Origin of the sequence: Polaribacter sp. Hel_I_88, from assembly GCF_000687935.1 — a bacterium.
Classification (GTDB): Bacteria; Bacteroidota; Bacteroidia; order Flavobacteriales; family Flavobacteriaceae; genus Polaribacter.
The window spans coordinates 56493-75111 of the sequence record NZ_JHZZ01000001.1 but is presented as its reverse complement, the minus strand read 5'-3'; the positions used below and the strand labels follow the sequence as shown (position 1 = coordinate 75111).

Here is an 18619-nt window from a genome sequence, read left to right as displayed (position 1 = left end):
CGCTTTTTTTTCTTGAAGGTTTAAAATGCTATCTTTGAGTATCAAACCAAATATCATGAAAAAAATATTTTTTATCATCTTTTCAATCCTTTTAATTTCTTCTTGTGAAAAGAAACAAGAAAAAGAAATCGTTTATTTTAAAAATTATGATGAAACTGAGCAATTAGCAGCTCAACAAAATCACGAAAAAAAGAGAATGCAATTCAAACTTTTTCAATCTAAAACCTTAGATATGAATGAAGTTTTTAAACCTTTTAATACAGACTTGGCTCAATTTTCAGAAGATACTTATGAAGATTTAAAACCTTTAATTTTAGAGCAAGACATCCCAACAATTCAAAAAAGTGTACAAGAAGGAAAGTTATCGTATGAAAAACTAACATTGTTTTATTTATATAGAATCAGAAAATTTGAAAGCGATTCTACTTTATCTTTAAATAGCATCATTTCTTTAAATCCAAATGTTTTACAAGAAGCTAGAGAAAAAGATCAAAACAAGGAAAATATTTCTGAATTTTCCATGTATGGAATGCCAGTTTTATTAAAAGACAATATCAATACTAAAGAAATGCCAACAACTGCAGGTGCAGTTGCATTGCAAAGAAATTATACCAAAAGTGACGCATTTATCGTAGAAAAATTAAGAGAAAATGGTGCTTTGATTTTAGGAAAAGTAAACTTGAGTGAATGGGCATATTTTTTCTGTTCTGGCTGTCCTTTAGGCTATTCTGCCATTGGTGGACAAACCTTAAATCCTTATGGAAGAGCTGAGTTTGAAACAGGAGGAAGTTCTGCAGGAAGTGGAGTAGCAGTTGCAGCCAATTTTGCTGTAGTTGCAGTGGGTACAGAAACTTCTGGTTCTATTACTTCACCTTCAAGTCAAAATTCTGTAGTGGGTTTAAAACCAACAATTGGTGTGTTGAGTAGAAGTGGCATTGTGCCAATATCATCAACTTTAGATACACCTGGGCCAATGACAAAAAATGTAATTGACAATGCAATTTTTATGAATGCCATGTTGGGTTATGATAAAAATGATAAAGCGTCTCTAAAATTAGAAGAAGATTATTTTCAAAATGGATTTCAAAAAGAATTAGAGGGTATAAAATTAGGTGTTTTGAGTTCTCTTTTAACAGATTCTATTTATGCTTTAACTGTTGATAAATTAAAACAAGTTGGTGCAGAAATTATAGAAATTACGCCTCCAGAAATCTCTTTTGATGGTTTTGTAACGCTGTTAAATATTGATATGAAATATGATTTACCAAGTTATTTAAAAAACAATGCAGATAAATCGATCTTTGTAAAAAATGTAAAGGATGTAGTTGAATTCAATAAAAAAGATTCTTTAATTAGAGCTCCTTATGGGCAACAATTATTTGAGGGTATTGTAAAAGACGAAACTACATTAAAAGAATTAGCAGTCATAAAAGCAAATCTAAAAGCTGAAGCAGAAAAATATTTACAAGCCTTAAAAGACGAAAATTTAGATGCAATTTTATCGATTAATAATTATCATTCAGGAATCGCAGCAGTTTCTTTTCACCCAACATTAACAGTGCCTATGGGTTATAAAAAATCTGGAGAACCTGTAAGTTTAACGTTTGTTGGAGTTCCTTTTTCCGAACGAAGATTGTTAGAAATTGGCTATATTTTTGAACAATTAACCAGAGTTCGAAAAATGCCTAGAAATTATCAATAGATATAATAACAATCCTTAGAAAATGCCTATTTTTGCACTCGTTTTAAAATTTAAGAAAGTTTAAAAATAGTTCCTGCTAAAAGCTTATGGCTTAAGCATAAAGTTAAAAATATGCGTACAAAAACCATCAAACAAAATAAAATTAACGTTGTAACTTTAGGGTGCTCAAAAAACATTTACGATAGTGAGGTTTTAATGGGGCAATTGAAAGCCAACGGAAAAAATGTAGTGCACGAAGATGAAAATGATGATGGAAATATTGTCGTGATTAATACATGTGGCTTTATTGGGAAAGCAAAAGAGGAATCTATTGATACTATTTTGCACTATGCTCAGAGAAAAGAAGCTGGAGAAATTGATAAAGTTTTTGTGTCTGGATGTTTAAGCGAACGTTACAAACCAGATTTAGAAGCGGAAATTCCTAACGTAGATCAGTATTTTGGGACACACGATTTACCTAATTTATTAAAAGTATTAGAGGCAGATTATAAGCACGAATTAATTGGAGAACGTTTAACAACTACTCCAAAACATTATGCATATTTAAAAATTGCAGAAGGTTGTGATAGACCTTGTTCTTTTTGTGCAATTCCTTTAATGAGAGGAAAACACAGGTCTACGCCTATTGAAGATATTGTTACAGAAGCAACAAAATTAGCAGAAAAAGGCATCAAAGAAATTATGCTAATTGCCCAAGATTTAACCTATTATGGTTTAGATATCTACAAAAAAAGAGCATTAGCACAATTATTAGAAGCCTTGGCAAAAGTAGAGGGAATTGAATGGATTAGAATGCATTATGCGTTTCCTACAGGTTTTCCTATGGATGTTTTAGAGGTGATGAAACGTGAGCCAAAAGTCTGTAATTACTTAGATATTCCTTTACAACACATTAACACAGAGTTGTTAAAGTCGATGAAAAGAGGAACAACACATGAAAAAACGACTGCTTTAATTCATAAATTTAGAGAAGCTGTGCCAGAAATGGCAATTAGAACTACGCTAATTGTGGGGTATCCAGGAGAAACAGAAGCAATGTTTCAAGAGCTGAAAGATTGGGTAGAGGAGATGCGTTTTGAAAGATTAGGTGCTTTTGAATATTCTCATGAAGAAAACACAGGAGCATATGTTTTAGAAGACGATGTACCTGCTGAAGTAAAATTCAAAAGAGTGAATGAAATTATGGAAGTTCAGTCTCAAATTTCTTGGGAATTGAATCAACAAAAAATAGGGAAAACATTTAAATGTTTGTTTGATAGAAAAGATGGTGAATATTTTTACGGACGTACAGAATCTGATTCACCAGATGTGGATAATGATGTTTTAGTTGATGCTAAACAACATTATATTAAAATAGGTGAATTTATTGATGTTAAAATTTACGAAGCTGGCGATTACGATTTGTATGGAACTCCTGTTAAGAAATTAGATAAGCCAGTTCCTATGCATCAAAAGAAAAAATAATTATAGATTTTTTTGAAATTCCTATACAGTTTGTCATTTTGCTTTCAGTTTGTTATTCTGAAATAATCTTTTATGGTTAGCTTACTCTTATTTGAAATGCTTACAGCATTATAAACTTTGCGATTATTGGTTGTAAATAAATACCTACAAGGTCAAAAAAAAGACCTTGCAGGAAATTAATTAAATTTATTTATTCAAGTTATCTGAATTTAAAAGAAAAACTGCATTTGCCAAAAATAGCTTTCCATTCTCCCAAAAAGAACGGAATAATGGATTGTCTACCATATAAATAATACTTCCTCTTCCTTTTTGTTCCTCACCAAACAATAAAGATTCTGGGATATTTTTTACAGCTTTACTGCCTGCATAACCAGAAATATTTTTAGAATTTTCGTCAAAATAAGCAACATTTACACCTTCACTTAAATAATTATAAGAAGTTCCACCTAGTTTTAAAGAAAAATATTCATCTGAATAACCAAAACCTAAAGGATGTGTATTGTCTACTTTACTTTTAAAGATTGCACCTGTAATCAAGTTTTTTACACGTTCTCTTTCCTGTTCTGCATAAGGAGTTAAGTTTGGCGATTTGTCATCTTTGTCATCAGATTTTTTTGTTGTTAAGGCAAAACCATTTTTATCAGCAAAACTATTTAAAGCGCTTCCAATGGCAATTAAAGTTCCTCCAGAACTTACAAAAGTCGATAATTTATCTAATGTGTTTTTGTTTAAAACACGACTATAATATCCATTTGGTAAAATGATTACATCATAATTAGAAAAATTTACACGGCTAAAATAATCTGAATCTAAAATGGTTAATGGATATTGTAATTCAGTTTCAAAGAAGTGCCAGATTTCTCCAAAACTTAAGGAAGAAGTTCCTTCACCAGAAAGTAAGGCAACCTTTTGTTTGTTGATTGGTTTTACTGCAGATGAACCAAAATCTACACCAGCATCAGAAAAACCAGTAGAAGTTGTTATTAATTGACGGTTGTTTTGATTTGCAATTTTTACGATAGTTAAATCAAAATCTTGGTTTCTGTTATCATTTCTTAAAATGATCAAAGTTCCTCTTTCAAAAGATTTTCCGTTTGTAGAAAATGGTTTTTCTGAAAAACGAGGCACAATATTATTTTTTAGTAATTCGCCTAAAAAAGTAGCATCTTCAAGACTATTCCATTTAGAAATGTACGCATACGCATTTTTATCAACAGTATTTGTTACGCTTTTTATTGTTGCATTCGTTGATGAACTTACCTTGCTTTTACTAGCTACAGCTTTAAAACCATGAGCATAAGGCAATGACCAAGCAGTAATATCATAGGTTAATGAATCTGCTAATTTTGCAGAAGGTTCAAATAAAACATTCACCATTTTCCCTTTTGGTTGGTTGGTATGAATCACTAAATCCCCTTCAGAAGTTGTGAATTTTTCATCATTTTGATTGCTGAAATTGTAGCCTTTTACAGATCCATTTGTTGCATACTCATACTTAATTTCATGCGTATCTAATAATTTTTTAAGACGATTCGTTTTATCTTGATTTTCATTTTTTAAGACGAAACTTTTATATGCTAAATTAGTATTATCAAAGAATTTTTTAAATTCAGTATTTAATTTTTCCGCATTTTGAGACGCAATTTCAACCGTGGATAAGCCTGTAGTTTTATGATGAATTGCTCTATCTTTTAACGTTAAAACTTCACCTTCATTTGTATTAATTCCTAGACCAGCCATTCCATGACCTGCTTGTTCATACGTCATTCCAATAGCGCCCATAAAAGTCGGGTATGTGTCTCCATAACTTGGATACAACAAATCGAAACTTTCTTTGGTAAAATATAACCAACCTTCTTTATCGAAATATTTTGCATGATTTTTACCAATTGCAGTCTGAAAATCTCGTTGCCAATCTGTAATAATCTCATGAAAAGGTTCTGCAGCTGGTGCAAAATAATAAGGATTGTTAATATATTGTTCGTGGAAATCTACATGAATGTGTGGCATCCATTTATTGTAAATTTTAATTCTTTGCTGGCTTTCTACTTGTGTTGCCCAAGCCCAATCTCTATTTAAATCGAATAAATAATGGTTTGGTCTTCCTCCAGGCCAAGGTTCATTGTGTTCTTTGGCATCTTGAGTAACATCAAAAGGTGTACTTTTTACTTGGTTGTACCAATTTACATACCTGTCTCTTCCATCAGGATTTATACACGGATCTAAAATTACTACAGTGTTTTCTAACCACGCTTTTTTTGTAGTAACTAAATCGTAAAGCGTTAGCATAGAAGCTTCTGTGCTTGAAGCTTCATTTCCATGTACATTGTAACTCAACCAAACAATCGCTGTTTTATTCGTTGTATTTTCTGATAAAATTTCTGTTTGAGCAAGATTATTTTTTCTAATATTCTCTAAATTTTTAATATTTTCTTCAGATGAAATATAGGAAACATACAAAGGTCTATTTTCGTTGGTTTCACCATATTTTTCCAGTTGTACATTAGCTAAAGTGTTGCTAACGTATTCAAAATAATCGACAACTTTATGATGTCTTGTAAATCGAGTACCAATTTCGTAACCCAAAAACTCTGATGGAGATTGAATTGTTTGCGAAAAAATGGTTCCGATTGTTAAAAAAGAAAGAAGTAAAATAGCTTTTAATTTCATAAAATAGTTATTTGATAATCATCAAAAATAAGCAATAAATTTTATTCTTTAAGGTGAGAAGTAAAGGATCAAGTTAAAAATATGTTAGATTGATTTACATTTTTTATGTTCACTTAAAATAGTTGTATTTTTATCGAAAATTAATCAAACTACATGAACGCGAATTCAGATTCAGATTGTTGCATAAAAAAGTGTTATTAATCTATGAAAATAACACAGATCCCTTTCCAAAAAACAGGGTTTTTCTCTAAAACAATGGCCGATTATTTGGAGAAAAATGAACATATAACTTCATTTTATCATAATTTTCCAGACATTAATGGCTTTCATAATCAGCTTGAAGAAAAGAAGAAATCTTTTCGTTTACAGTCTCGATTAGTGTTGGTTGATGCTTTAAAAAATCAGTATAAAAGTTTTGAAACATCAGCAAAAACAGATGAAAATATAGAGCTTTTAAAACAACAAAATACCTTTACAGTTACTACTGGTCATCAATTGAATTTATTTACAGGGCCTTTATATTTTTTATATAAAATTATTTCTACCATAAATTTAGCTGAAGAATTATCAGAAAAATTCCCAGAAGAAAAATTTGTTCCTGTTTATTGGATGGCTACTGAAGATCATGATTTTGATGAGATAAATTATTTTAATTTTGATGGTAAAAAGGTTATTTGGAACAGAAAAGATGGTGGAGCAGTTGGCAGGTTTTCAACAGAAGGTTTGGAGGAAGTTTTTGAAGTGTTTTCCAATCATTTAGGGAATTCTAAAAATGCGAATTATTTAAAAAGCCTTTTTTCTGAAGGCTATTTAAAACATAATAATTTAGCAGATGCCACTCGTTTTATTGCCAACGAATTGTTCAAAGAATATGGTTTGGTAATTATTGATGGAGATGATAAAAGTTTAAAACAATTATTTACGCCTTTTGTTAAAGACGAATTAGAAAACGAAACCTCTTTTAAAGAAGTATCAAAAACGATTGAAACGCTTGAAAAAAACTATCCAATTCAAGTAAATCCTAGAGAAATTAATTTGTTTTATTTAGGTGATGATTATAGAGAACGCATCATTTTTGAAGACAATTTATACAAGGTAAATAATACAGAAATCACTTTTACAAAGGCAGCAATTTTAAAAGAAGTGGATGAAAATCCGTTAGCTTTTTCGCCAAATGTAATTATGAGACCTTTGTTTCAAGAAGTTATTTTACCCAACCTTTGTTACATTGGTGGAGGAGGAGAAATGGCATATTGGTTAGAACTAAAAGATTATTTTAATAAAGTTGATGTTCCTTTTCCTATTTTATTGTTAAGAAATTCTGTACAAATTATATCAGAAAAACAAGCTGGTAAATTAGAAAAATTAAACATTACTAAAGAAGAGATTTTCTTAAATCAGTTTGAATTGCTATCGAAAAAAGTAATTGAAAATACAGATATTGAAACTGATTTTAGTGATAAAATTGAGTTTTTAAAAAATCAATTTAAAGACTTAAAAAAAGTTGCAGAAAAAACGGATGTTACTTTTATAAACGCTGTAAACGCTCAAGAAAGAAAACAGATAAAGGGATTAGAAAATCTTGAAAAACGGTTGTTAAAAGCCGAGAAAAAGCGTCAAAAAGACTTAGTAGATAGAATTACAATCATTCAAAATGAGTTGTTGCCAAATGAATCTTTAGAAGAACGTCAAAGAAATTTTTCTGAATTTTATTTAGAATATGGTCGTAATTTTATCATCAACCTAAAAGAAGCTTTAAAACCATTAGAGCTGGAGTTTACTATTTTAGAAATGTAATTATAATTAAGAAAATGGCTCTTAAATATAATTAGGAATTTATAATTAAAAGATTGCTTCGTGCCTCGCAAAGACATAAATCTCAAATTTCAGAAAAAAAAATGAAAGAAAAAGGACTTCATCCAAATAATAAGTTTGATAAAGGATATAATTTTGATGAACTTGTTAAAGTAAATCCGAAGTTAAAACCGTTTGTAACTATAAATAAATACGATTCAGTTACAATTGATTTTTCAAATCCTAAAGCTGTAAAAGAACTCAATAAAGCCTTATTGTTTACGTTTGATGCAATTTCGACTTGGGATTTTCCTGACGCTAACTTATGTCCTCCAATTCCTGGAAGGTTAGATTATATTCATCATTTAAATGATTTAATTTCATCTGATTCAACCATAAAAATTTTAGATATTGGTACTGGAGCAACGTGTATTTATCCACTTTTAGGAGTTGCTGCATACAATTGGGATTTTGTAGCAACAGACATCGATTTAGATTCTTTAGATACTGCTCAAGATATTATTTACGATAATAAGCTAGAGTCAAAAATAGAATTACGTCAGCAATTTAATGAACAACAAATTTTAAAAGGAATTTTAAAAAATGATGATTTATTCTCGGTGACAATGTGTAATCCGCCTTTTTACAAATCTGCAGAAGAAGCCCAAGGAGCAAACAAACGTAAAAACAGAAATTTAGGTAATAATGCTGTTAGAAATTTCTCTGGAAACAATAACGAACTTTGGTATGTTGGAGGAGAGAAAGCTTTTTTACACAATTATTTATACGAAAGTTCTTTATTTAAAGAAAAAAGTAACTGGTTTACAAGCTTGGTTTCTAAAAAAGAAAACGTTGAAAGTTTAGAAAAATCAGCTAAAAAATTAGGCGTAACAGCGTTTAAAGTAATCCCAATGAACCAAGGTAATAAATTTACTAGAATTGTTTGTTGGCAATGGCCCCTTTAATTCCCCAAAGGGGAAAATACTCTTATGATTTTTTTCAATTTCCCTAAAAAGGAAAACTCTGTTATGCAAATATCTATATGATATTAACATGAATACTTTTTGAAATTTGTTTTTTTCTCTGTGAATCTTTGTGAAATATTATTTTTATAATTGTTTTTAATTGTAAACAATATCTTTAATTTTATATTTTTTGCAGATATAATGTAAAATTACATAAACTAACATGTGCACAAAAACCAAGCAAATAAAAGCATATAAAGGAACTCCAAAAATTTGATATGGCCAATAATAGGTCCAAACTCCTAGATAAATAGTTACGATTTCACCAAAAGCTGGCAAAATTAATGCTAAAATAATAGCTAAAATTATTTTATTTTTTTGTGATTGATGTACTAATAGCGGAATCAATTTTCCCTCTAATTTATATAAATAATGGAAAGCCAACATCCAAGCAAATGGTACCCATAATGGGATTTCTCTGGTTACTTGATGATATTCCCAATAACCATTTGCAACGCCCCAAGTTTCGCCAACAATGCCACCAAAACCAGTTAAAAGCATACCAGCTATCAAAAGATAATTTTTATCTGTTTTAGGTTTTAAAATGTCTTTATAAATATTATGTATTATTTTTAGGATAAGGATTCCTGCAATAATTGCATCATATTGTTTTAAAACACCAATTAAAACGCCAGCAATAATTAATTTTATAATTGCTTTTGTAATTTCTAATGAAAATTTCTTTTTATTAGTGATCAAGATTTTGTGGTTCTTTAATTAATTTTTGATAACGTTTTTCATACATATTATAAGTAATATAATGAGTAAGTAGAAAGTAAACACAAAAGATAGAAATAAATTTAAACACAAATTGTAAACTCAAAAAATTATCAAAACTTTCTAAAACTTGAAAAATAATACTAAAAGGAACAGCAAAATATAAGCTTTGTAAAAGCGAAAATTTCAGTCTGTTTTTTCTTTTAGGTCCCCAATATTTCAGGAAACCATCATTTTTCTTTTTGTAATATTCTTTAGAGTTCATGTTAATTAATTTATTATATAAGATAGTTTCTTGTTAGAATTTAAGATTAATGTCTCTATTGTAATAATTCCGTCGATTTGTTTTAAAAATCCGATTAAAACTTCTGCAATTATCAACTTTATTATTGTTTTTGTAACTTCTATATAGAAAATTTCTTGTTGGTTATCAAAGGATATATTTTTTGTAAAAATAAGATTCTAAATTTAGGAAGTCATTTATTTTTAATAGAATAATTTATAAATACTGAAATGTTTTAAAAACGTTGTTTCAATATTCTATAAAAAAAAGTATTGTTCAATATAAAATACAAAAAAACCGAAGCTTTTAACTTCGGTTTTAAATATTTTTATTTTTTAATTCTTATAAATTAGGAATCACTAATTCTTGACCTGGATGAATAACATCTGGATTTTTTAAAATATTTCCATTGGCTTTAAAAATAGCAGTATATTTTGATGGGTTTCCATAATATTGTTTTGCTATTTTACCTAAAGTTTCACCTTTTTCTACTGTATGATATGCAAAAACAGAAGTATCTTCTACTTTAATATCTGCAACTAAATCCGTTGGATTTTCTCCACCAACTTTCTTTATTTCATCCCAAAGAAGGTTTTTTTCATATTGAGTTTTAGCAGTTCCATTAATTTTTAATTTTCCACCTTCTTCTTTTACATCACCATTTTGAATGTTTAACTTTTCTCCTAAGTCTAATACACTTTGATATTTTGCTTTCATATTTTTAAATTTTAATAATTATTATCTTACTGTTCTTTCTTCATCAATATAATACCCTTGTTGGGTTAAATCTCCATCAACTTCACCAGCTAATTTTGCTTTTCTTCTTTCTAAATAAATTTCCTCATAATCTTGTGTATAATGAGGAGATGTAACTACGTTTAAATCGAATTTAACAGTGGTAAACACATCTTTTTCTGTATTGGCAAGTATGGTTACAAAAAACTCTACATACCCAATGTTTTTAGCACTGTCATAATCTAAAACTATAAAACCAAAATCGTCTTTACCAATAGAACCTGTTGGGAAATCTAACTCTATACAACCACAAGAAGCTTGCACATCATAAATAATTAAAGGTTCATTACCTCTATTGTATATTTTAAATTCAGCAGTTAGTTCTGAGCCACGTAAAATTGGATAATAATGTCTTTCAGGATCAATAATCTCCATTTTTGTTTTTCTTGCACTTTCTAAATCTGGCTTTCTAAAGCAAGATGTAGTAATCAGAAGCAAGGAGAATACTATAAATAATTTTTTCATTTTTTGTAAATTTAATTGTTATTAATTAAATATAATTTCATCACAAGCCAAAGCATTTTTACCAGCAATTATAGGTTTTATTACTTTAATGATAAATGAATCAGAAAGTTGTTTATTATCGAATTCTGATGGTAAATCTATAGAAACTTCTTTTGTGTCTAATACTGTTGTATCGGTTTTTAACTTTATTTTTTTAATCATTTTATACTCTGCATCCAGTATTTCAATGGAACTTGGATAATAAATTTTGTGTTTTGTATCTTGTAAAAATGAAAACGTAATTTTTTTAGATTTAGAAATATCGTCTTTTTTTATTTTTAAAACTAAATTATCAATAGAACTTATATGCCAGTTTGTATTGTAATCATTCAAACCAAAAGCACCATCATTTAAAATTTTGGTGTTTTGGTAATCTTCATCTAATTTAGATGTTACCTCAAAATCCTTTTTGTAAAAATAATGTTTTCTTTTATGATATTTAAATATATTTTTTCGCCAACTATCAATATAGTCATCAATTTTATAACCTCTTTCATTATACGTTTTAAGATTGGCAGCTTTACTGTAGGCTGACAAATGGTCTAATAAAACAGCAGCTTCGTTTTTTACGATAATTTCTTTATCCTCATTTAAGATACCAAAACCATAAGATCCCAAACCATAATCTCGCATAATTTCTAATTTAAGAAATGTAAGTCCTGTGGCTATTTTTAAATAATCTTTATCAAACTTATTTTGTTGGGTGTGCGTATCGAATTCATTATAAAATTCAAAAAACACTTTTGGATCTAAATATTTTTTTACAGTTTTATTGATACCACTATAGATGCTTAATTCCTTTTTATTTGTAGAAAATGAGTTTTCTATAAAAGTGTAATAATTGGTTAAAACATTAGCTAATTTAGTTGAGAATCGTATTTGGAAATAGTCATTTATTTCTTGATCTATATTGATGTTAGGATTCCATAATAGTTTTGCAAATAGGGTAGCTTTTAACTCTTGGAAAGTACTATAATCATATTCGCTTCCATGTAAAAAAACGCCATTTACCCCTAATTTATTGTACAATTTTAAATTTTGCTGTGTAACTTTAATAATCGGATAAATATCAAAATAGTTGTCAAAATTTACAGTATAATCCCAAATATATACGTTGTTTACATAATTTCGCCATTTGGTAATTTCCTCTTGAAACTCTTTAGCGTATTTAGTGTTTTCTATAGCAATTCCCTTTTGAATATCTATAGTACTGTAAAAAACACCAGTATTAGACTCTGCTTTAAACCTTGGAACGTTTTTAACAGTTATATATGCAGTTGTAAAAAAAGATAATTTTCTATTTTCTTTAGCCAATTTATTTAAAAAGGTAAAAACAGCTGGTGCTGCATCTGTATTTGTGTTTCCAGCAGCTTTACAAGTACCACAGGTGCAAACAATATCGTTATCATTGGGTAAAATCATGTACTTGTTAAGAGCATGATCACTATCGTAAGTAACTTTTACTTTTTCGTTTACATATTTAAACAAACTGTCGCTTGTAAAACAATATTGGTCTTTAACTCTTTTGTTACCAACTCTAGCATAAATAGATTCTGGTACTTCAATATCTTTTAATACTTTATTTAAATTATGGCCCCAAATTCCCCATTCTAATTCTAAAAAATTAGTCTTGTTCCAAGATCTAAAATTCGGGTTAAAATTTGATGAATAGTAAGGTTCTCTATACTCAAATACAGGAGATGAGCATTCGCTAAATTTCTCAGGCACTTCAATAGAATCTAAAATTGAATTTTCTTCTTTATTTTCTTTTATTTTCTCGAAATTAAGATTGGTGTAGCGTTTAAAAAAATCGTCAATGGCATACTCTAAATTTTGCGATGTGGTACCTTGAATTGTAATATTTTGATCTTTTTTATAAATGCAAAAATCCTCTTTTTGAGTTGGATTTACCCTTAAAAGAATATAGTTATAATTTTTATTTAAGTTATTACTTCTCTCAATATTTAAAATTTCTCCGGTAACAATTTTAAAATTTTCATTAAATTTATTTGCAGCATTTGTTACTAAAATATCAGCACTAAAAGGAATGCTTATTTTTGGAGCTATTTTTTCTTTCTTTGAAAACAAGGTTACTTTATTTTGAGCACAAGATGTTAGGCTTAAAAAAAATATAATTAGATAAATGTTTTTTGTAAACATAATTATAATAAAATTATATGTTTAAAATTTTGTTACAATAGTAATAGAAACGTTATAAACATTTATAAAAGCTAGAGCATTACTATCAGTTACTGGACTTTGAAAGTTAATCCAAGATCCATTAAATATCAATGATGTTTTTGGAGAAATATTGTATCCATATCCAGCTCCAACAAGTACGTTAGAAAAGTTCAAAAAAGCTGCTTCTGCTTCAGGTAATTGATCGTTGAAAGGAGCACTACCAAAAGAAACAATAAAGCTTACATAATCTTTTCTTGGGTTTACGTTAATTCTTGTTTGTGTTGCAAAATTAAAGTAATTAAATTGATCATCTCTCATTAATGTTAATTTGGCATTTAACCAAATATCTTCCCAAGTTCTAGAAACCCCTCCATGAATACTAAAAAAGTTTATATCGTTTTGTAACCTTAAAAATCGAACACCAGCTTGAACTTCATAATCATTATCTAAACCTTTATAAGCGTTTCCATATAGAACGAATTTAGGAAAAAACAGGTTTCCCAATAAAACACCAACATCTGCATATAAAGTAGGTGAGAATATTCTAGAATAATTAACACCTCCTTGAACACCAACACCAGATCTTCTTGCTGCATAATTTAAATTAGCTCCAAATGAGTTTTTATCATCGTATTTATGACTGTAACTTAAACTTGCTAAAGATGTACTAAAAGCAGTAGAATCTGCAGAGGCTTGAGAGTACGTTGCTGCTAACTGATTTTTTAGTTTTGCCGCTCTTAAAACTTCCAACGCTAATTCCCATTGTTGTTTTTCATAAGGATTATCAATTTCTCTAAATTTTTGATAATAATAAGCAGAATCATATTGTTGTAATAATTCAAAAACTATCCCTTTTTTATATTTTAAGAAATTATCTTCGGGTGTTTTTTCTAGTTTTTCATTAATAAATTCTAAAGATTCATCATTTGGTTTTTGAGTAATGTGTAAATTTACCATTCTCATTAATGAACCTCTATCAGCTGGATTTAAAGCTACTGCAGAGTCATAATTTACTAAAGCTTCATCAACTAATCCTTCTTCTTCCTGGTTTCTTGCTCTGTAAAATAAAACTTCAGCTAGTGCATTTTTAACGTTTCTATCATAAACATATACAGTTCTTAAAGAATCTAAAACACCTTTAGCCTCATCATATTGTTTGTTTTGAGAGTATAGATTAGCTAATTTTAGCTTAAAGTTTTTATTATTTGGATAAAAACTTAAGGCACTTTTTCCATAATTGATTCCTCTTTCATAATCTGGTATTGCAGAAGATGCGTTTATGGCAATGTCTAATAATCTTTTATTGTTATTTTCTCTTGTTAAACCATCTTCTACCAATGGTAATACAGCTCTATATCTTTGTTCTCTCATTAAATACGTAGCATACGCTTCTACTTGACTTACATATAAAGTTGGGTATCTTTGTTCTAATGGATAGTTTTGTTCTAATGATCTTGTAATCTCTAAAGCATCATCAAATAATTCCATTTGTTGATAAAGGGTAGATTTTTTTTCTAAATAATCTGGATCATCTGGAGCCAAACCAATTAATTTATCGATTTGATCTGTAGCTTCATCATATCTTTCTTGTAGTAGATAAATACCAAAAATTTGACTTTCAGATTCTTCTGTAAAATCTGGAAAGTTTATCAATTCGTTAAAAATTTCTAGAGCTTCACTATATTGTTTATTTATAACAAACTGTTTTGCTCTGTTGTACATTACCAAATTATAATCTGCTGTAATGTCAGAATCATTAGGAAATTTTTCATGTAGTTCAATTACTTCTTTTTCAAACCTTTCCTTATCTTTTATTGGTCTATAAAGTTCTTTTAATTGAACTAAGAATTTTTTATTATTTGGGTTTCTTTTGATGTTTTTCTTTAAGAAATATTCAGCATCAATATCATATCCTTTTCCTAAAGCGTTATTAATAACATAGGTTGTAGATTCTGAATTGCCATTCATTTCTGCTAATTTCTTATTTATTTCATAAGTATCATTGTATTCATTAAAACTTGCAGATTGCTGCATTAAATAAGGTAAAGTTTTAGAGTGCAATTCAGGAAACTTATCTGCACTAACACTAGGATCTGTTTTTATATAAACGATAGCTTCTTCATGTCTGCCTAATTGTTCTAATAAACCAACCTTTTTTTCTACTAATTCTCTATCAGATGGTAATTCTAAAAGAGATCTGTTTGTGTATTGAAGTGCAACTTCTGGATTTCCTTTTAAAATCTCATTTCGAATTAACCCTAAATATGCGTCTTTGTTAGATGGATTATTATCGATAATCGTTTTATAGATTTGGTTAGCATCATCGTAATTTTTATTTTTTAAGGCATCATTTCCATCACCTATCATAATGTAATTATACCTGCTTTCTATTTCAGTATCATTAGGATAAATTTGGTAAATTCTTTTTAAAGCTCTTTCTGCTTCTTCAAAATTACCCATTTCTTTGTAGATTTCTATTTTACGTAAATGCCAGCCTCTACTATAAGGAGTAATTTCTAATAATTCGTTTACAAAACAAATAGCATCAGAATATCTTTGAGTTGTTTGCTCTATGGTTACTAAATATTGTAATACATCAATATCTTTTCGTCGTTTATCGTAAACTTGTTTTAATACATATCTTGCAGTATCGTATTTACCAAGTTGAAGATTTGCTTTTCCTAAAAGAACTTTTAAATCTAGATCTTCTCTAGAAATTTGTAGTCCTCTCCAGCTCATTTTTGCAGCTTTCGTAAAGTTTTGTTCTGCAATATCTTTTTTAGCTTCTTCGAAATATAAATCCGAAGAATCAAATACCTGAGAATAAATATTTAATTGTGAAAGTAATATCACAATAAAAATAAAAATGGATTTATTTATTTTCATAACTAATAATCGGTAATTTATGTTTTTATAGGCTCAAAATCTGAATCTGAGCTTTTATCTTTTTTTAATCTTTCAAAAATGTTAGGTTTCTTTTCATTCGAACCTCCAGAGTTATTGTTCTGATCGTTATTATTGTCGTTACTACTGTCAGATTTCTTCTTTTTATCATCTTCGTTATCAAATCCTTTTCTAGTCATTGTACCCCAAGCAAGTTCTTGAGAGGTAACGTAACTGAAATATCCTTTTAAAGAGAAAAACATGATCATAGGGTGATATAAAAATGGCTCAATAAAAGCGGTTAAAAATAAAGTAAGAACTTCTTTAGTGGTATTATAATACTTAAACGTCATTTGATCCCAAATAATTACAATTGATGAAATCATAATTGCAAATGTGTAAGAATACAATAGGATTAATGGTGCAAAATTCCAGTTTACATAACCATAAAATAATAAGAATATAGAAAATAGTATACCAAAAGCTTCTATAATTGGTGCTAAAAACTCATATATAAAAATATATGGAAATGTAATTAAACCCAATCTTTTATAACTTGGGTTAAATAATATTTTTCTATGGTCACTAAACATTTGAAATAATCCACTGGCCCATCTTGTTCTTTGTCTTCCTAAAATTTGGATGTTTGGTGGTCCTTCTGTCCAACAACAAGAAAGAGGAATATAGCCAATTTTATAATCAAGTCTGTTGTTCATCATATGTGCAGCCATACGTGTCATCATATCCATGTCTTCTGCATGCGAATCTGCTCCATAACCACCAGCTTTAATAGCAATATCTTTATCAAACATTCCTAAACCTCCAGATACATTAGGAACAGAGTTTATTAATTCCCACCCCATTTTTCCTAAAAGGTAAGATCTAATATATTCTAATTCTTGAAAACGTGGAATTAATGCTTTTGGAGGTCTTACTCTTGTAATAATTCCTTCTTCAATTTCACAATTATTAGACATTCTTAAAGTTGCACCTACTGCAATAACAGTAACTTTAGAACTTAAAATTGGTTTAATCATTTTAGTAAGCGTATTCCTTGCTAAAATACAATCTACATCTGTGTTTAGATAATATGGAAATACAGATGCATTAAGACCTGCATTAAAGGCATCTGCTTTAGTACCTCCATTTTCTTTATCAATAATTGTTAAAATTTCGTATTTAGGATTCTGAGATTTAAATGTTCTTTTGTAAGGCTTTGTTTTAATTTTTTCTACATAAGCAAAAGGTGCCTCAACTAAATCAAATTCTTTTATAAGTAGGTCTAATGTTTTGTCTTTACTACCATCGTTTACAATAATTACCTCAAAAAGTGGGTAGTTTAAGGTTAGTAAAGATTTTACATTTACAATAATTGTTTTTTCTTCGTTATAAGCTGGTGCAATTACAGAAATACCTGGGGCAAGAGGCGAACCTAATAATTCTTCATCATCAATATCAGTATTATAACTTTTATATCTATTGATTGCTATGAAAGAAAATATAGCTAAAACTATGTAACTTAAAATTAAAGAAGTTGCATAGAAAAATATAAAATACTCATAAATTTTTACGAAAATTTCAAACATCTATTTGTATTTAATTAAAGGAGTTTCAATATGCTGTAAAATGATTAAATCAAAACCTTTCAAAGTGTTTTTTAAATTTTGAAAAGCGATTTTTCCTTCGTAACTATAATTTAATATAGCCTCAGCAATAATTTTTTTGGTATCAGTATTGTTTGTTTCATCAAAAATTTCTTGTAAAAAGTTTAATGATTTTCCAGAATTAAATTTTCTAATAGTTTTTACAATCGCAACTTGGCAAATTTCTGGCTCAGTATAATATCGATCAATTAATTCTTGTTCTGTTTCAGAGATGTTTAGTTCTCCTAATGTTAAAATAGCTTCTGCTCTAACTTTTTCATTATCGTCTTCAAGTTTTTCAATTAAAATTTCGTTGATACCTCGTTGTTTAAAGTAACCAACCATTTTTATAAGAAAAACTACTAAAGATTGGTTTTTAGAATAGTTAATCCACTTTCCTAATCCTTCTAAATTACCTCTTTCTTTTTGAAGTTCCAAATACTGCATCAATTCAATTTCATCCCATTTACTTAAATCTCTATCAAATTCATCGAAAAATCGGTAAGGATCATTGGTACTTAATGCAAGGTATGAGTTTCTTGCTTCACTTCGAATCATTTTGTTTTTACTGTAGGCATAACGTAAAACTTTTGAATCAAATTTATTTAAATCTAATACAAAAGCTTCTTGAAAGGCATCAATTTTTTCACTGTTAGAACGTGAATCAAATTTTCTTTCTAAATGTTCTACAATTCCTAAAGCACCAATAATTAGTGGGTATTTTTCTGATTCTTTGTGTTCGTTTTTAAAATCGACTAAAACACCAACAGCAATATCTAAAGATTCTCTGTTAACTTCATCTACTATTTCTTCGAATTTAGTAAAAATTTCTTGTTCAGAATAATTTTTATCTGTGAAGAGAATATCTGCGAATAATTTAATAATTTCAGGAACACTATTTTCTAATGTTTTCTGTAATCTATTATGTCTTCTTCTTATTGTATAAATTGTAATCATA

Annotated in this window: 12 protein-coding genes; 4 read left to right on the top strand and 8 right to left on the bottom strand. The window is 28.6% G+C overall.

The window, feature by feature from the left end:
- Positions 1-55 precede the first annotated feature (55 nt).
- Positions 56-1702, top strand: coding sequence for an amidase family protein (locus P161_RS0100315; RefSeq protein WP_026775113.1), 1647 nt, complete (start codon positions 56-58; stop codon positions 1700-1702).
- 111 nt (positions 1703-1813) lie between these two features.
- Complete coding sequence (gene rimO / locus P161_RS0100310; protein ID WP_026775112.1) at positions 1814-3166, top strand: 30S ribosomal protein S12 methylthiotransferase RimO; 1353 nt, start codon at positions 1814-1816, stop codon at positions 3164-3166.
- Between the two features lie 186 nt (positions 3167-3352).
- Here the strand turns inward: rimO and P161_RS0100305 are convergent, their stop codons facing one another.
- Positions 3353-5836, bottom strand: coding sequence for a M14 family metallopeptidase (locus P161_RS0100305; protein ID WP_026775111.1), 2484 nt, complete (start codon positions 5834-5836; stop codon positions 3353-3355).
- Between the two features lie 204 nt (positions 5837-6040).
- On the opposite strand from P161_RS0100305, the gene bshC reads away from it, so the two are divergent.
- Both bshC and rlmF read left to right on the top strand, forming a co-directional pair.
- Complete coding sequence (bshC, locus tag P161_RS0100300; protein WP_026775110.1) at positions 6041-7633, top strand: bacillithiol biosynthesis cysteine-adding enzyme BshC; 1593 nt, start codon at positions 6041-6043, stop codon at positions 7631-7633.
- A gap of 101 nt (positions 7634-7734) precedes the next feature.
- Positions 7735-8595, top strand: coding sequence for a 23S rRNA (adenine(1618)-N(6))-methyltransferase RlmF (rlmF, locus tag P161_RS0100295; protein WP_026775109.1), 861 nt, complete (start codon positions 7735-7737; stop codon positions 8593-8595).
- Between the two features lie 156 nt (positions 8596-8751).
- Here the strand turns inward: rlmF and P161_RS0100290 are convergent, their stop codons facing one another.
- The 7 genes from P161_RS0100290 to P161_RS0100255 all read right to left on the bottom strand — a co-directional run bounded on the left by P161_RS0100290 (position 8752) and on the right by P161_RS0100255 (position 18618).
- A complete protein-coding gene (locus P161_RS0100290; RefSeq protein ID WP_026775108.1) occupies positions 8752-9354 on the bottom strand; it encodes a hypothetical protein in 603 nt (200 codons plus the stop codon).
- A gap of 643 nt (positions 9355-9997) precedes the next feature.
- Positions 9998-10372, bottom strand: a complete 375-nt coding sequence (locus P161_RS0100280) for a LysM peptidoglycan-binding domain-containing protein (RefSeq protein WP_026775106.1) — start codon at positions 10370-10372, stop codon at positions 9998-10000.
- Between the two features lie 21 nt (positions 10373-10393).
- Positions 10394-10915: a DUF1573 domain-containing protein gene (locus P161_RS0100275; RefSeq protein ID WP_026775105.1), complete on the bottom strand. Its 522-nt coding sequence runs from the start codon at positions 10913-10915 to the stop codon at positions 10394-10396.
- Between the two features lie 21 nt (positions 10916-10936).
- Positions 10937-13042, bottom strand: a complete 2106-nt coding sequence (locus tag P161_RS0100270) for a DUF4838 domain-containing protein (RefSeq protein WP_197026310.1) — start codon at positions 13040-13042, stop codon at positions 10937-10939.
- Between the two features lie 93 nt (positions 13043-13135).
- Positions 13136-16021 carry a tetratricopeptide repeat protein gene (locus tag P161_RS0100265; protein WP_026775103.1) on the bottom strand — a complete coding sequence of 962 codons (2886 nt, stop codon included), beginning with the start codon at positions 16019-16021 and terminating at the stop codon, positions 13136-13138.
- A gap of 17 nt (positions 16022-16038) precedes the next feature.
- A complete protein-coding gene (locus P161_RS17820) occupies positions 16039-17604 on the bottom strand; it encodes a glycosyltransferase (RefSeq protein ID WP_231494683.1) in 1566 nt (521 codons plus the stop codon).
- Positions 17605-18618: a HEAT repeat domain-containing protein gene (locus P161_RS0100255; RefSeq protein ID WP_036841112.1), complete on the bottom strand. Its 1014-nt coding sequence runs from the start codon at positions 18616-18618 to the stop codon at positions 17605-17607.
- Between the last annotated feature and the right edge of the window lies 1 nt (position 18619).

Coding starts and splice junctions, on each gene's coding strand:
- P161_RS0100315 (WP_026775113.1), top strand. CDS start 56: ATGAAAAAAATATTTTTTATCATCTTTTCAATCCTTTTAATTTCTTCT.
- rimO (WP_026775112.1), top strand. CDS start 1,814: ATGCGTACAAAAACCATCAAACAAAATAAAATTAACGTTGTAACTTTA.
- P161_RS0100305 (WP_026775111.1), bottom strand. CDS start 5,836: ATGAAATTAAAAGCTATTTTACTTCTTTCTTTTTTAACAATCGGAACC.
- bshC (WP_026775110.1), top strand. CDS start 6,041: ATGAAAATAACACAGATCCCTTTCCAAAAAACAGGGTTTTTCTCTAAA.
- rlmF (WP_026775109.1), top strand. CDS start 7,735: ATGAAAGAAAAAGGACTTCATCCAAATAATAAGTTTGATAAAGGATAT.
- P161_RS0100280 (WP_026775106.1), bottom strand. CDS start 10,372: ATGAAAGCAAAATATCAAAGTGTATTAGACTTAGGAGAAAAGTTAAAC.
- P161_RS0100275 (WP_026775105.1), bottom strand. CDS start 10,915: ATGAAAAAATTATTTATAGTATTCTCCTTGCTTCTGATTACTACATCT.
- P161_RS0100265 (WP_026775103.1), bottom strand. CDS start 16,021: ATGAAAATAAATAAATCCATTTTTATTTTTATTGTGATATTACTTTCA.
- P161_RS17820 (WP_231494683.1), bottom strand. CDS start 17,604: ATGTTTGAAATTTTCGTAAAAATTTATGAGTATTTTATATTTTTCTAT.
- P161_RS0100255 (WP_036841112.1), bottom strand. CDS start 18,618: ATGATTACAATTTATACAATAAGAAGAAGACATAATAGATTACAGAAA.